Origin of the sequence: Sphingobium sp. CR28, assembly GCF_052327305.1 — a bacterium.
Taxonomy (GTDB): Bacteria; Pseudomonadota; Alphaproteobacteria; order Sphingomonadales; family Sphingomonadaceae; genus Sphingobium.
Map to the genome: position 1 here is coordinate 1587832 of NZ_CP182486.1, position 14158 is coordinate 1601989.

The following is a 14158-nucleotide window of genomic DNA, read 5'->3' on the forward strand; positions in this document are numbered from 1 at the left end:
CTCACTTCATTTGTCGCTGACGGCGGCCTGACTGTTGGACAGACGTCTATCAAGACCGCTGTTTTCATCGTCATCCAGCGGCGCTGCCGTGGCAATGGCATTCCTAGCCGCCGTAACTTCCTCAGCAATCACCGTGTCAGCCATGGAAAGGCCCCAAAAGGGATAGAGAGCCAAAATGACCGCTGCACTTCCGAACAACGTCCATCGAATACAAGCAGCAAGGTCAATTGTAGATCGTTCAATGAACCGCTCAAGCAGTGTCAGCCGCGCGCTCGACTCGGGGCTCTCGCTAGGTTTTGCACAGGGATTTCGGGGTGACGTGGACACGATAATCACCCTCGGTGCCGCATTTCCGCATCGACAGCCCAAGAAAGGGTGACGTCGCGGGCAATTTTTTTCGCAAGCTTATCGAAGAGGAAGACGCGTCGACCGTCATCTTGCGTCGCTCGCTCAAGCAGCCCCCTCTTCTCCAGTTTGGCTAAAGCTCGCTGAACGGTTCTGGTTTGAACATCCATCCGTTTCGCAATGGTAGTAGACCGGGGATAAACTGGGCGATCAGGCTCCCACCAGTGGGCAAGCAGGTTAATGAGCACCAGTAGCTCTGTAGGCGTCAGATCGTACTTGGATTGCAACTTGAGCAACGCAACCGGCACGGCAACAAAGCCCGACCCAGCAGTGACAGCGCCCTGCCACTTCTCCTTAACGGTGGCCTTAACCGCCTCCAGCGGCTGATCGATTGAGGATGTTTCGAGACTAGTCGCCATAAACCCCTTCTGCCATAACTACCGACATTAAAACAGGGGTCTACTTCATTAGGTGACATCTATGACGTTTTTTTCGCGCGTGAATGGTTTTTGGAGAAACAGAGTGGACGCGACCATCATATATGTTTCTGGTTTGTTCTTGTCTTGATCGAGATGAAAGTTTAGCTTAGCTTGGCAGCTGACGCTATGAACCTGCACCAATCATACTCACGAGATCGTGCGGATAGGAGCCGAACTAATCGTTTTGAACCCAATATGAGGTATCGTGCGCCATCGGACTGGAAGCACGTTGGAGTAGCTGAGCTACTTGAGGGCTCGCCACGCGAAGCTGTTGTTAAGGAGCAGTTTGATTTTTGGGCCAGTAAGCCCAAGTCTCAATCCGCCGTCCAATCCGTCTATTGCGCTGGCGATGTGTCGCTGCTGCAAAAGCCGTGCATCGCGGTCATTGGAAGCCGCGAAGTTTCCGAGGACGGTATCAAGCGCGCCCGTCGCATCGCCCGCGAACTTGTTGATTCCGGTATTGTGGTGGTTTCAGGCCTTGCGGCTGGCGTCGATATGAATGCCATGCAATCAGCCATAGCAAGCGGCGGTCATACCATTGGGGTCATTGGGACGCCGCTCGATAAGGCATATCCAGCGGCCAATGCGTCACTGCAAGAAACAGTGTATCGTGATCATCTGCTAATTTCGCAGTTCGAATTTGGTGAGCGAACCTATCGGTCAAGCTTCCCGGATCGTAACAGAACGATGGCGTTGTTGTCCGACGCTTCAGTCGTGATTGAAGCCTCAGATACGTCAGGGACTTTGCACCAAGCATCTGAATGCGTTCGTCAAAATCGTTGGCTCGGAATCCTAAAGAGCGTGGTTGATGATCCCCGCCTTACTTGGCCAAAGAATTTTCTAAACTATGAGCGCTGCTTAGTGATAGATACGACAGAGACATTGCTAAGGCATGTATATTCAAAGTGATCGAACTTCACGCCCATTGCTATTATCCTTCTTACGATGGCTATCAGAGTAGCGACTTTCCGCCGTATAAATATGTTCGCTGCCTAAAGGGCGAGGCGATTAACGGCTACGCTAACGTGCGCGACATTGATGGGGTGCAACGCCGGATCGAGAATGGAAAACGTGATGTAGCCATGGCTGTGTTTGCAAAATGGGCAGCGCAGAAGTTGGCGACAATTGTGCCTCAAGGAGCGACGTTGGTTCCAATCCCGTCGTCGGGTCATGTTCAACTTGGAGCAGATTTCACGGGTTTGTTATTATGCCAGGCAATCAATCAGATTGCGAACGACCTATACCCTATCAATGCCTGCCTTACGCAGCAGGAGGCGGTGTTGGCAGCAAGCAAGGGAGGTAGCCGGAAGTTCGTGGATATCCGCGACAACCTCGTTTGCCACAGCAATTTGGCCGGTCGTCCCGTGGTGCTGGTTGACGACAATGTCAGTTCCGGAAACCATCTGAAAGCCGCGAAGAAGGTTCTTAGCGACCACGGCGCTACAAATGTTTCGCACGCGATTTCTGCTGGTCGCACGACGAATGAGCGGCGTAATAACATGTGGGCCGTGCCGTCCGAAAATGTCGATTGGGACAACTGCGACCTAGGTGGTGGGTTCGGCGTGCTTTAGCGCCGCGTGAATTTCGTCCAAAGATAGCGGCATTCGTTTCCGATGCGCCATTCGGTGACAGTTCGAGCACAAGAGCGCCAAATCCGCTAGTTTGGTTTTCGCGCCTGGCTTCATCATATACACCGGATTAGTGTGATGAATTTCGATGAAGTCCGCGCCAAGCGGTCCATAGGCCTTTTCGAAGTCGAAGCCGCAAACTTCACATGCGAGATTGCCTTTAACCTTCGCAGCCTTGCGCTTTTCGGCAACAACGCGGGGATCGCGTTCATAACGCTTGTGCAAACGGATGACGATGCCGCCTTCCTCGCCTTCGTAAGCTTCAACGGCCGGCAATATGGTCAAGCCCGCTTCTTTAGCTGCCGTAACGGCGTCGCGGATGGTTTTTGCATCGACCCGAAGTTCGGGGCGGCGACCTTCGTATTCTGCCCACAGTATCCGCTCTAACGTCCCGCCCGCTTTCATCCCTACTTTACCCTGCGACGTGAAATCCGGGTCGAGCGCCCGAATGTTCATCATCTTGAGATACACGCCGTTGGGATTGCGGAAGGTTTCGCCGGCAGCTGAACCATTAAGACGATGAAGCTTGTTTAGCAGATCGGAAAGTGCGGCAACGGCGCGGCTTTCTTTGCCGGGTGGGTTAGCGGGGTTTGTGAAATACAGGTCTAATGCGAGAACAATTTCGTCGCGCGTCCAGTGAGGATTTCGAAGTGGTGTTTCAACGGTGAACCCTAATTGGCGTAATCTATGAGCCACGGTGCGTTCACCACCGGTAAACTGCGCTGGAGAGAGGGCGTGTCCCTTTACGAACTTGTGCGCCACGCCCAAGATAGCTTTGGATGGATAGCGCTCACCGTTATGAACAAGCCAATATTGCTTCGACGCAGCGTATCCATACGCCCTCATGAACGCCTCACCTCCTAACGCGTCATATTCTGCGATGGCATTATCGACTGCCACCTTTGTAATGTTCGCCAGCCTCATAGCGGCCCTCTAACGTAACAAAACCAATGAATAGGCGGAAAATCGTTGAATCATATACGTCCGTTTTAGATACATTTCTGCCAACTGTATCTAAAATTAGACTCCACATATATTAGATACAATAGTAGTTTCGTTACACCGAATCGATACAGGAGTAACGAAATGAGCCGCACATTTGCCTATTGTCGGGTCAGCACGCTGGATCAGACGACAGAGAACCAAATCAGGGAAATTGCTGCCGCTGGCTTCTCCGTCGATCCCAAGCGGATCATTGAAGAGACGATATCAGGGTCGGTTGCTGCGATGGAGCGTAAGGGCTTTGCCAAGCTGATGGATCGGCTGGAGGCTGGCGATATCCTCATTGTCACAAAGTTGGACCGCCTCGGGCGAAATGCGATGGACGTGAGAACAACAGTCGATCGTTTGGCTTTTGAAGGGGTGAAGGTTCACTGCCTTGCCCTTGGTGGTGTTGATCTAACCAGCGCAGCAGGAAGAATGACCATGGGAGTCATTGCTGCTGTTGCCGAGTTTGAACGCGACCTTCTTATTGAACGGACCCAAGCAGGGCTGATGCGGGCAAAGGCATCGGGCAAAACGTTGGGGCGTCCTAGAGCACTTACCGATGAGCAGCAGGATCATATCATCCAGAAACGCCGCCAAGGCATATCCTTGGGCGCTTTAGCCAAAGAGTTTAAGGTTAGCCGTGCTGCCATTCAAAGGGTGGAGAAGAGGACGGCCTAGACCTTTTGGGTTCAACCGTAATTGGTGCGGATGGAACAAGTCGATGCTAGAATGCAGGCATGGACTTGTCATTCATCCTTGTTATTGCCGTAAGCGCCGCCCTCGCTTCAGCATTTATGGTTTTGGCTGAAGTCACGTCACGTCGGGTTTCAGTTTTTCGCCTGCCCTTCCTGATCGCTTATCTCCTAGGCATTGTGGTGATGCAGCCTTGGAGGGTCAGCAGCGCACAAGAGGCAGGCATGGCCGCCATGATGATCGCGTTCATGGCGATTTGGGTAGCGATAGGATGGCTTATAGGAGCAGGTCCAACCGCCTTGGCACTAATCGTGATTAGGTGGATTTCAGGAAGGACTTCCAAGCGGGCTTAAGCTGTTTGCAGTGAGCCGCACGACCTAGATCGTTCACGCCAAATTGAATAAGTTATAAGCTATTTTCTAAAGCGATATTCTAGAAAGAAGAAGTCTTAGACAATACTCTTATACCGCCAATATTCACTAGCACGTCACGGTCCACGCAGTTCATCATGCTCACAACGCTAGAGAAGCTATAGCAAAGCAGCTTTCAACTTAATCTCTGATGCTAGAATGCCTGTAATTTGCTCTGTAAGGCTCATACAGAGACATTCGAGACTTCTAGTTGGTATACAGCCAAAAACTTCAATCGTTGCTGTATGAGGCCTACAGAGACCAAAATGCGTGTGGCATCATGCTTCATCCTAGGTTGGCTCCCAGAGAATATTTGGTTGTAAGACGGGGTCCAAAGATAAGGAGACTAGTAATGTGGTGGGCTTTGGGTCTCTGCGCGGCGGTGGGCCTCATACTGTTTCGCAATGGCCTCAATGCTGTTTGGGGTACCGCCACGTTAGCAATCCCCCTCGGCCTTGGGGTCGGCATTCTCAGCGGATGGCCAATCTGGGACACACTTTGGAAGAGTGCGATTATCGGCGCAGTCATGGGTTTTGGTTTTGAACTTCTACCTCGGTTTGCTCGCAGCTTCAGCAAATAGGCCTTATATACAGCGGTGGACCTAGAATGTTGCTCGCCTTGTCTACCTCCCGCCACGTCCCTTTAATGCCTAATTGAGAATTTCTGCCGGATAATGCCGGTATGACGAAGCACTATCCACGGAAGCATTATGCGGCTGGACGGCAAGGCATTAGAGGCCGCCCACATAAAACGCGGAACCCCATCGAAACCGGTATCCAATATCTTGGCCTGTCTATTTTAGCAGGGATCGGACTGGCGAGTGGATTGGGCATGTATGATCGTTACAAAGCCAGACAAGCTGCATTAGCGGCCCTTCCGCCCGGTTATCAGTTCTCAGGATGCAACGAGGTGCGGGCAAGAGGCTTAGACCCACTCCACAGCTATGAACCCGGCTATTCTGAACGGATGGATGGTGATGGAGACGGTATAGCCTGCGAGCCTTATCGGCGTTAATCCCAGCCCTATCGGAGCGGCGGCTACTGAGCGCTTTGTCTCGATAGCGGACTGTTCGGACACGACGACATTGCGGATATTGGCGAGAGCGCGGTAAGATACGTTCGTGCCGCATGAAGACAGGACGTTTGATGTTTTTGTGAAGTGGGTTTTGCCCGCTTGTGTGCTTCTCGCGATTGTTGCGGGATCATTTTTATCACGCCCAAAATCGTATCAGGCGCCCCTAGCATCGCACGCCTATGGCTGCTTCGTGGACGCCACTGGCAAGCGTATTGTCATCGATAAATCAGGCTTTCGGTGGCGGAATTCACAAATGAAACCCGCAGCTTTCGACCTCGCCGAAACAAAATCAGGACTGCGGCTTCAATTCCACAAGCCGTTGGTCATACCGCAGGAAAGCAACGCAGTTCCAAATGATCCAGGTTCATCCATTTGGAGTCTCGCGGTACAAACTAAATTAGATACTCCAGAGTTAGTGGATGGCGTTTGGGTCACGGATGCGGAAGGTCGCAGCCGTCTTTTCGAGCGAAACTCGCTGGGAGGTTGCGCGTAAAGTCCGCTTCCCTCGACATTGCGGGGCTTTCCGTTTTCGATATGATGAAAGCGATGTGGCCAAGAGACAAAGCAGAATGGCGACTATCCGTCATCGGATGGCTTGTGGCCGTGATTGCTCTGGTGGCTTTTGGGGCACTTGCAGCAGCAATATTCGCGGTTGGTGGAGCAAGTGCGCTCATGATCCGTCGATGGTTTATCGACAAACGATAAGTCCGTTTCCCCCGACATTTTCGACGTTCCGCTTCGAGACACTGCACCCCGTTAGCGGCTGTCCGGACACGACGACATTGCGGTCATAATTGGAAGATGCGAAGCTCAACGAATGCTCGACGAACTACTCATCGGTTTCTTCGGGGGGCTTATTGGAGAGCGTCTCTTCGGTAAGTGGGCCCGCCGCCATCCCCGCCTTACGTACCTGATCTGTATCCCGCCGCTCCTTGCTGTCGCCATCCTAACCATCAGACAAATGCTGCGAAACTAACGTCCGCTACCCCCGACATTGCGGACTCTCCATCGCGTCCAATGTATTCTCTTCAGCAGACGTTGCTCACACGCCTGACGATTGGCATTATCTTGCCATGAAGCGGGGGATTGTGATTGCTGTGGCTTTGGGATTGGTGGGGTGTAAGGCCTCAATCAAAGAGGCCGCGATAATCGCAGCGATCGAGAGTAAGGTCCGCCTTCCCGTCAATGCGCGCCCACTGGATGCATATGCTCGGTTCTATGCTTACGGACCCGATGATGTTGTCGTCGGCAACTACCTTATTCCTCCCTCCGAGCCGGACCTGAAATTGTGCGAGGAAGAGAAGGCAATAGAAAAAAAGGAAAATGTGGAGGGCGAAAGCGCTTCTCGTTATTGCCCACCTCCTAGGGGCGTGGGGGCGGGCGAGCACCGCTGGATGTCGAACTACAAATGGTTGCCTGGTGGTTACGACGGCGGATGCAACTACATCGACGTGATTTACGATTTAGCTTCAGAAAGGTTCTTGAAAGTGGAATGCCACGGCTCTGTAGAGTGATGGCGTTTAGAAACTGTAACCTCTCTGCCGACCTTCTGCTTTGATACGCAGCAGCCCAAAGCGCACTGTCGGGACACGACGACATTGCGGACATCGGCGAAGACTGGCACTATCGCCGAATTAGATGAGCGAGGATTGAGCTCTGCGATGCAGTTGTATAACGCCATTCAAGCGTGGGTGGACCTCCAGTGGCGTGCTCCAGGGCTACAATTCAAGGTGTTGCTGCTGCCAGCTATTATTCCCTGTCTTGCCATTCCAATGATTGGTTGGACTCCTGTACTAACGGTAATAGCGTTTGGTTGGTTTGGGCTCTGGAACAGCTTCGTTATATGGCGTGGCTGGTTGTACATGCGAGAAGTTATTTGCGAAGCGGACCAGCAATACGATCGTTCTGGCAAGTTTCGACTTTCTAAAGAGTATCGCCACACGGAGAGCGCAACGGCCGCTGCCGAAAGAAAAAGATGCAAGTGATAGTGTCTAACAGTCGAGACACTGCACCCCGTTAGCAGACTGTCAGGACACGACGACATTGCGGACGTAATCGATTGGCCTGAATATGCCCATAAGGCGCCAGCCGGCTTGCTTTTAAGTCAAGTGAAAGGCAGTCAGCAGGACATGCTCCTATTCCTAATGTGGCCTATTGCTCTCGCAGGAGCTTTCTATGGAGCGTTGCACTACTTTCCATGGTGGCATGCCAACGTAGCGAAAGAGGAAGTTCCAGAGGGCTATCTATTGAAGGCTTTCTACGGCTTTACTGTATTTGCTTTGGCTGTGGTCGTCGCTGTAAAGTTGCCCGGCCTATAACCGCCTCATCCGCACCATAAGCCATCGGCCAGCTTTCCCCGACAAATCCGACGTTCCGCTTCGAGACACTGCACCCCGTTAGCGGACTGGCAGGACACGACGACATTGCGGACGATCGAGTTGTTGTTATCACCAAGCGATGAGTGAGGCTTGGTTCCGAAGATGGATGGGCATCTGCTTTATTCCAATTAGCTGGCATGGATGGATCGCTGCTGCTGCGACCGCCGCCGTTCTTCTGCCCTGCGGTTATCTTTGGGTAAGCTATGTCGATCAACATCCTGCCCTTGCGTGGACCGGAGCCATAATCGGGACACTGGCGATAGCTGGATACCACGGACTAGTTCTTTGGAAATTGGAGCAAATGTAAAACCAACATACCGGCCGCTATCCCGACCTTGCGGTCGTCTGATGCTTGTTTCAGACATTCAAGGATGAGACATGACCGAAATGACTGGCTTCCTGCTCAGGAAGAGGCCGACGAGAATAACGTCGAACTCGGATACCGATGGTGGCAGCGCATCAAGATAGCAAGTGTTCTGCTGGTTTTGATGCTGATCGCTGGTAACTACTTCCTCAGAGAATAGCGCGTCGATCTGCTGAGCCGTAAAGAGGCTCGTGACCGGAATGTCCGCCTTTCCACCCCATTGCGGACCTTCGGCAAACAATGGATTATGCGGTGTGAAACTTTGCTCGAAAGCTCTACTGGCCGCGTTTATTTTCTGGGAAAGCTATTGGATATACGTCTATTTCAATGCCGAGGTCCCAGATAGCGCGATGGATACGACCGCCGCTATCATATTCGGCGGATATCCCATTGTATTGCTTGTGCTTGCATCAGTGGCGCTGGTTCTTTTTCGAAGCCTTTTGAAGCAACGTTGTACGTCCGCTCCCTCAGAGATTTCTAACGTCCCCTCTGACACGCAGCAGCCCAAAGCGGACTGACGGGACACGACGACTTTCCTGCCACTCGCTTTGGAAGTAATAAGGCCTATGGGAAAGAGGCTGATCGCTGCTCTAGCCATCTTGACGATTGGCCTGTCTCTCGGATGGTGGCTGCGAACACAGTCGGCAATAGACACCTGCCTTGACATGGGCGGGGAGTGGTTATCGCCGGGCTTATGCTACCACGCCACCAAATATCGATTAGAATAGCGGGTCCGCTGACCCCGACATTGCTGACGCTGAAGATAGATGGCAAATCGCAGGCATGGACCGGCCTGTTCCCTATCGAAGCTGGTGGCAGCCTCTGCCGGTGTGGCTGAAGCTGGTGGCGATTTGCGGTGCTTTCCCCGCTTGGCTCATCATCGCGTATTGCGTTCTGACCGGACAGGCGAAAAGCTGGGCTGCGCTCATCGCTTTCGCGGTGTTTTCAATCTGCACCGTGCTTCACATTGCGTTTGACCGACGCAATCGTCGCGGCGGAATTATACGCCATCGCGGCTTCGACGTAGGCGGCGGTGAATGACCCGTTTCCCCGACAAACGCGACCTTCCGCTTTGATACGCAGCGGGCCAAAACTAGACTGTCAGGACACGACGACATTGCGGACTTTAAGGACCGCCGAGTTCAGGCCAGCGTTTCCAATTCCAACCTTCGCTGCAAAGTGAGTGCGATCCCTGGCACAGCGGGGCTGTGCTCATGATAGCGCGGATAGCTCGGACACGGTCGCAAGCGGCAGCAGGTGATATGTTTAGCACCACTTGAGGCTCCGGGTTCATTGAACTCATTTGCAACATATATTGCCGGAGAGTGGCGTCAGAGATCAAGGTGGCGTTCCACATAACTGACCCGTCAGCACTAACGTCAATCGGCTGGACCGTCCGCAAATGACCTATGCCGTCCTTTTCGCGACCCCAGTTTGCAAGTGGCGTGGCGCAGTTGGCGGCGTAGGTTTCGGGCACCTTCTCACAGCCAAGCGTGGCAAGGACTAGAGATAAAGAGGTGAGCTGAGGGAAGCGGATGACCATGGATAACAAGGTGCCGTGTTTATAACTTTACCGCAACGTCCGCCCCCCCCGACATTGCGGACTTTCAGATTGCACGACATCATGCGCTCATGAACGTGGCCCGCTTTGTCCAAGCTGGATTTTTTATTACTGGGATCGTCTTTCTCGCAGTTGTGTGTTTTGGCACTGGCGGCTTGATCGGGATCGCAGCGGCGTTTGCTGCAACCGTGCCGTTCTCCGCCTTGATCATATTTGGAATGAAGTGCCCGCACTGCGGCGTCAGTTATTATTTTGCGCCATCGAAAGGGGGCTCCAATCTGACGGGAGTGAACATGTTTAAGCCAGTCGCCGGGCGGTGTCGCAAATGCGGCTCCATCCGTTAGGCCACCCGCGCTGCCCGCCCCCCCGACCTTTCCATCATTCCCGGTGATGCACCAGCACTTAAAAGCGGCATGGTAGCTATCCCGCCTTGAGCCACAAAAGCAGACTGTCCGGACACGACGACATTGCGGACATTCGTGCCATCTGAAATGCTGACGTTCGATGACAACTTCCGATCACCAGTGGGGCCTAAGCAATCCGGGGCCTGAAAGTCTGCTGGTCTGGCTTGAGCCTTGGTGTGACGAGTTCGAGGTTCCAGCTCGATCAACCATCACTTTAAAGGCTCCCGGCGGGTTTGAGGAAGGCACTCCGGGTGAGGTTGAGTGGACTCCAGAGAACCTGGTCATTTGGGGAAACGGCCCGACGGTGGAAGTTTTCATTGACGGCGTGCATCACGAATCTGGTTCGGCAGTGATCCCTATTCCTGACGGCCTGACTAAGAAAATGCTCAACGTCGTCTTTGCGGAGCAGCCCACTGCGCGACTTGGTGGCGCACCTTCCGCTGTGATCGATTGGCCCTCTCGCTGGCGGCGGGTAAGACGCATTTTGGGTCTGTAGGCCGCTCCGGGAACGACCGCCTTCCCCCGACTTCGCAGACATTTGGCTTTGTACGATCTCGCTCAAAAGCGGACTGTAGGACACGACGACATTGCAGTCGCTATGGGCGACGGTAGCGAAGCCCGTTAGCTGCCATAAAGCCCCTGGCGTCAAAGCTGCTCCACACCTCTCCCCAGGGCGTTCGCCCCGGATGGATTTCCATGTCCCGAACCAACACCTCTCGAACAAACGATAGTTCGCTGTCGATAGCTTCCCTTGTGGGCCAGCCGCCTTCCATTGGTGCATCGCGCAACTGCACACTCCAAGACGCTTGCTCAAGGCGACCGTCATGGAAACATATTGAAAGCCAAGCGGGTTGCCCGCCGAATGTCAGATCACGAAGGTAAAGCCACTCAAAGCCATTGCCATGATCTCGCGAACCTTCCAGCAAATCAGTTAATAGCGGTGCGACCGAAACTTTCGTCTGATTGGGTTCCAGCACTGCAATATCGCCGACGCGAATGCTGCCGGTGTCCCGGTGAATCCATAATTCAGTTGCCATAAAGCAAGCATCCACAATCCGATCGCTGTGGCAATGGCGGCTTTCCGCTCAGCCGGACAAAAACTGACAGTCGCAAATCCCCGACGTTGTGGTCATTCTTCTCGCTAAATCAAATGCCCTTTAGCCGACATTCAATGACGTTTCGGGTTGTCCGCGTTTTGCAATTTGCCACCAGAAAATCGGCAAGGCTGCGAGCATAGTGAACGCCGCGATCCAAAGAGCCATTTCTGGAAATGGGAGATAGCCGAGGTCAGCGAGCGGGAATGCGGCTGATGGTAAGACGATTAGCAGGGCAAACCTTAGAAAGCCTCGAAACACGGTAATGATGCCGAGTTGCTCAAGAATGCCTAGGCCAGAAAATAGAACCGCCGCAACGATATAGCCGACCACTTCGTTGCCGATAGCCCAAGCGCTTCCGCACACCATCGCTGCGAACAAAATGAAGGTCATGGATAGGGCAAAGCGATTTGTGAGCATGGCCCATTCATAAATCAGTTCCGCTTATCGTGCTACACCAGTCGAAAGCCGACTGTCCGCTTCCCCCGACATTTTCGAAGTTCCGCTTCGAGACACTGCACCCGTTAGCGGACTGTCGGGACACGACGACATTGCGGGCATGGGCGTGAACTTCTAAGCTTATTTAATGCGAGGATTAGACAGCTATCCTAGATGGATATCAGTGCTCGTCGGTGTCGTCGCCCTTGGCGCGGCTGTTATTGCCAACGCATCTAATCACTCTGTGGTTGGACTCTGCCTCATAATCTTTGGGATTGGCTGCATTTTACAGCGCAGCAAACCTCCGCCGCAGTAGTTGGGCCAATGTCCGCTTCCCCCGACAAAGCCGACATTCAGCACCGTTTTGGCGTCGCCTAAAAGCAGACAAAATTGTTTGGATTAGGATTGGGGCAATTCAGTCAGGATGGCCAAATCGACATTGAGAAGGCGAGCGATGTCGATGAACTCGACAACATCTAATCGCCGCTCACCTATCTCGTACCGTGACACAAATTGCTGATGCGTACCAAGCTTCAAGGCTAGTGCGGATTGGCTCAAACCTGCGGCGTTCCGGGCCTCTACGAGCTTCTTGATGAGCGAGCGATACCGCTCGCTATGAAACCCTTTTCCTTTGGAATTTTCCTGCCCTGCCATCGGCAAGGCTCTCGCTCCTATTGCGCTCTACACAAAAACTGTGTGATGCGAAACCCACAGGGAGGGCATCTGCATGGAATGGATTGTTATAACCGGAATCTTCATCCTCGTGGCGGGAGTTTGGATTGCTGTCGGTTCCGCTAAGCTGGATCGCGAGGACAGAGAGACCAAGGCTGCTCAACTTGCGAGCATTTCTAACTTTGATCCTTCCGTTAAATTCGATGGCCTTTGGTGGGAAAATGGGGTCGCTCTTGACCCATATTCCAAACAGATTGCCATCGTCAGTGCTGCTGAGCCGCCTCGCACTTTCCGGTTTGATCAGCTTGTTTCCGTGGAGGTAGATCGCAACGGGCATACAGTGACCACTACCAAGGGCTCTAGCGGCCTTCGTGGCGCAGCCGTAGGTATGGCACTTGTTGGACCTATCGGGTTAGCTTTGGGCGGTACCACTCGCTCCAAGGGGAAATCGATCTCCAAAATCACGAAACTGTCGTTGAAGATCTACACGAACGATCTCGTTCAGCCATATCACGAGGTCATGTTCTACAATGATCCCAACGGCGACGAAGACGGTGGGGCATTTGTAGCGCCTGCTATCGAGGAATTAGAACAGTGGTTCGGACGCTTTCAGGCCATCCTCCAGATGGACAGGGCGGCTAAGTCGACCCCAGTAGATCAGCGGGCTCTGCCTTCTGATGGAACAGAGGCGGTTCTAACTCCTCCCGCTGCCGTTCCATCAGAAGCCCCCAAAAGTTGGCTAGGCAGGACGTTTGGAGCGTGAGGGGATCAAAGGACGGTGCGCATTGCGATGGAAGCGCATTAAAGTTGCAGTCGGGCTTTAGACTGCAATCTGAAAATGTGTTTCAGCCCGTCTCGATATTATACTCCAGGACCAGAATTCCATCGCAGGGACTACTTCCCGATCTGCCACGCTCCATGGTCGAACATAGTTATAACCCTCTGAAATCCTTCGTCCGCCATCATGCCATAACAGAGCACGCGGGCGACGTTCAGCTTCTAGATTTCCCTCTATCTCACCACCCGTCTTAGTGATGGCCATGATATGCATGATGCCTTGAGCCACGATCGACGGGGCGCCTAAACTGGGTGTGGATGGACGCACTTCTCCATGCCAGTTCAGCAACGCACCACAGAATGTTACTCGCGAGCCCGCCTCATCTTTGGGAGCAAGCTGCAATACCAATCCACAAGAATACGACCCGTCCGACAAAGGAATGGACCAAAAATCTCCCGGCTGGAGCTTAGCGGTAGACCGAGGTATGTAAGGGTAACTATCCGTCATCATACCCCGTCTATAATTTGAGAGCCGAGACGCGCGAAGAGATTAGTCTTCAAGGGCCGTTGAGGACTACCTGCCGGAAGTCTTCCAGCACCCCATGTCGTTGCCGATCCCTTCAACCTCGATGCCGTCAAGCTGCGCGAGCAAATGATCGAATGTTCCTCCGGCTGGTACGGGATAACAGTGCTTCAACGCGATCCCAAGAGAATCGACCTCGCCTTGGGTTAAGAGCGCTACAGCAACGATCCGATCTTCGCTCAAGGCTAAGCTCCTCTCAACAAAGGCAAACGCGGCCCCTGCGAGTTCGTTCATCCGAACGCCCTCATTCGTTCAATTTTGGTCTCGGCTA

The 14158-nt window shown here is 53.2% G+C and carries 17 protein-coding genes; 9 read left to right on the forward strand and 8 right to left on the reverse strand.

What is annotated here, in order from left to right; translation table 11 throughout:
- Positions 1 to 6 precede the first annotated feature (6 nt).
- Both ACNAOH_RS07570 and ACNAOH_RS07575 read right to left on the reverse strand, forming a co-directional pair.
- Positions 7 to 144: a hypothetical protein gene (locus tag ACNAOH_RS07570; RefSeq protein WP_443969588.1), complete on the reverse strand. Its 138-nt coding sequence runs from the start codon at positions 142 to 144 to the stop codon at positions 7 to 9.
- Between the two features lie 188 nt (positions 145 to 332).
- Positions 333 to 764, reverse strand: a complete 432-nt coding sequence (locus ACNAOH_RS07575) for a helix-turn-helix domain-containing protein (protein WP_443969589.1) — start codon at positions 762 to 764, stop codon at positions 333 to 335.
- 255 nt (positions 765 to 1019) lie between these two features.
- Here ACNAOH_RS07575 and ACNAOH_RS07580 point away from each other — a divergent pair, with 255 nt between their 5' ends.
- A complete protein-coding gene (locus tag ACNAOH_RS07580) occupies positions 1020 to 1733 on the forward strand; it encodes a DNA-processing protein DprA (protein ID WP_443969590.1) in 714 nt (237 codons plus the stop codon).
- Positions 1730 to 2395 (forward strand): hypothetical protein, encoded by a 666-nt coding sequence (locus ACNAOH_RS07585; RefSeq protein ID WP_443969591.1) that lies wholly within the window; start codon positions 1730 to 1732, stop codon positions 2393 to 2395. The genes ACNAOH_RS07580 and ACNAOH_RS07585 overlap by 4 nt, the downstream gene beginning before the upstream one ends.
- On the opposite strand, the gene ACNAOH_RS07590 is transcribed toward ACNAOH_RS07585, so the two are convergent.
- The gene (locus ACNAOH_RS07590; RefSeq protein WP_443969592.1) at positions 2369 to 3376 is read right to left on the reverse strand and encodes an HNH endonuclease; all 1008 of its coding nucleotides are present in this window, start codon (positions 3374 to 3376) and stop codon (positions 2369 to 2371) included. The genes ACNAOH_RS07585 and ACNAOH_RS07590 overlap by 27 nt on opposite strands.
- 162 nt (positions 3377 to 3538) lie before the next feature.
- Between ACNAOH_RS07590 and ACNAOH_RS07595 the strand changes: the two genes are divergently transcribed.
- The 6 genes from ACNAOH_RS07595 to ACNAOH_RS07620 all read left to right on the forward strand — a co-directional run bounded on the left by ACNAOH_RS07595 (position 3539) and on the right by ACNAOH_RS07620 (position 10819).
- The gene (locus ACNAOH_RS07595) at positions 3539 to 4117 is read left to right on the forward strand and encodes a recombinase family protein (protein WP_443969593.1); all 579 of its coding nucleotides are present in this window, start codon (positions 3539 to 3541) and stop codon (positions 4115 to 4117) included.
- A 1256-nt stretch (positions 4118 to 5373) separates the two neighbouring features.
- Positions 5374 to 5556, forward strand: a complete 183-nt coding sequence (locus ACNAOH_RS07600) for an excalibur calcium-binding domain-containing protein (RefSeq protein WP_443972079.1) — start codon at positions 5374 to 5376, stop codon at positions 5554 to 5556.
- Positions 5557 to 5662: 106 nt separating this feature from the next.
- Positions 5663 to 6109, forward strand: a complete 447-nt coding sequence (locus ACNAOH_RS07605; RefSeq protein WP_443969594.1) for a hypothetical protein — start codon at positions 5663 to 5665, stop codon at positions 6107 to 6109.
- 580 nt (positions 6110 to 6689) lie between these two features.
- On the forward strand, positions 6690 to 7130 hold the full coding sequence (locus tag ACNAOH_RS07610; RefSeq protein WP_443969595.1) for a hypothetical protein: 441 nt from the start codon (positions 6690 to 6692) through the stop codon (positions 7128 to 7130).
- 2011 nt (positions 7131 to 9141) lie between these two features.
- Positions 9142 to 9399 carry a hypothetical protein gene (locus tag ACNAOH_RS07615; RefSeq protein ID WP_443969596.1) on the forward strand — a complete coding sequence of 86 codons (258 nt, stop codon included), beginning with the start codon at positions 9142 to 9144 and terminating at the stop codon, positions 9397 to 9399.
- Positions 9400 to 10423: 1024 nt separating this feature from the next.
- A complete protein-coding gene (locus ACNAOH_RS07620; RefSeq protein WP_443969597.1) occupies positions 10424 to 10819 on the forward strand; it encodes a hypothetical protein in 396 nt (131 codons plus the stop codon).
- 100 nt (positions 10820 to 10919) lie between these two features.
- On the opposite strand, the gene ACNAOH_RS07625 is transcribed toward ACNAOH_RS07620, so the two are convergent.
- From ACNAOH_RS07625 to ACNAOH_RS07635, 3 genes are all read right to left on the reverse strand, one after another.
- The gene (locus tag ACNAOH_RS07625) at positions 10920 to 11360 is read right to left on the reverse strand and encodes a hypothetical protein (RefSeq protein ID WP_443969598.1); all 441 of its coding nucleotides are present in this window, start codon (positions 11358 to 11360) and stop codon (positions 10920 to 10922) included.
- Positions 11361 to 11480: 120 nt separating this feature from the next.
- Complete coding sequence (locus tag ACNAOH_RS07630; RefSeq protein WP_443969599.1) at positions 11481 to 11810, reverse strand: hypothetical protein; 330 nt, start codon at positions 11808 to 11810, stop codon at positions 11481 to 11483.
- 444 nt (positions 11811 to 12254) lie between these two features.
- A complete protein-coding gene (locus ACNAOH_RS07635) occupies positions 12255 to 12509 on the reverse strand; it encodes a helix-turn-helix domain-containing protein (protein ID WP_443969600.1) in 255 nt (84 codons plus the stop codon).
- Positions 12510 to 12582: 73 nt separating this feature from the next.
- On the opposite strand from ACNAOH_RS07635, the gene ACNAOH_RS07640 reads away from it, so the two are divergent.
- Complete coding sequence (locus tag ACNAOH_RS07640) at positions 12583 to 13290, forward strand: hypothetical protein (RefSeq protein ID WP_443969601.1); 708 nt, start codon at positions 12583 to 12585, stop codon at positions 13288 to 13290.
- A 57-nt stretch (positions 13291 to 13347) separates the two neighbouring features.
- Here ACNAOH_RS07640 and ACNAOH_RS07645 read toward each other — a convergent pair whose 3' ends face one another.
- A complete protein-coding gene (locus tag ACNAOH_RS07645) occupies positions 13348 to 13815 on the reverse strand; it encodes an Imm26 family immunity protein (RefSeq protein WP_443969602.1) in 468 nt (155 codons plus the stop codon).
- 63 nt (positions 13816 to 13878) lie between these two features.
- Positions 13879 to 14121 carry a hypothetical protein gene (locus ACNAOH_RS07650; RefSeq protein WP_443969603.1) on the reverse strand — a complete coding sequence of 81 codons (243 nt, stop codon included), beginning with the start codon at positions 14119 to 14121 and terminating at the stop codon, positions 13879 to 13881.
- Between the last annotated feature and the right edge of the window lie 37 nt (positions 14122 to 14158).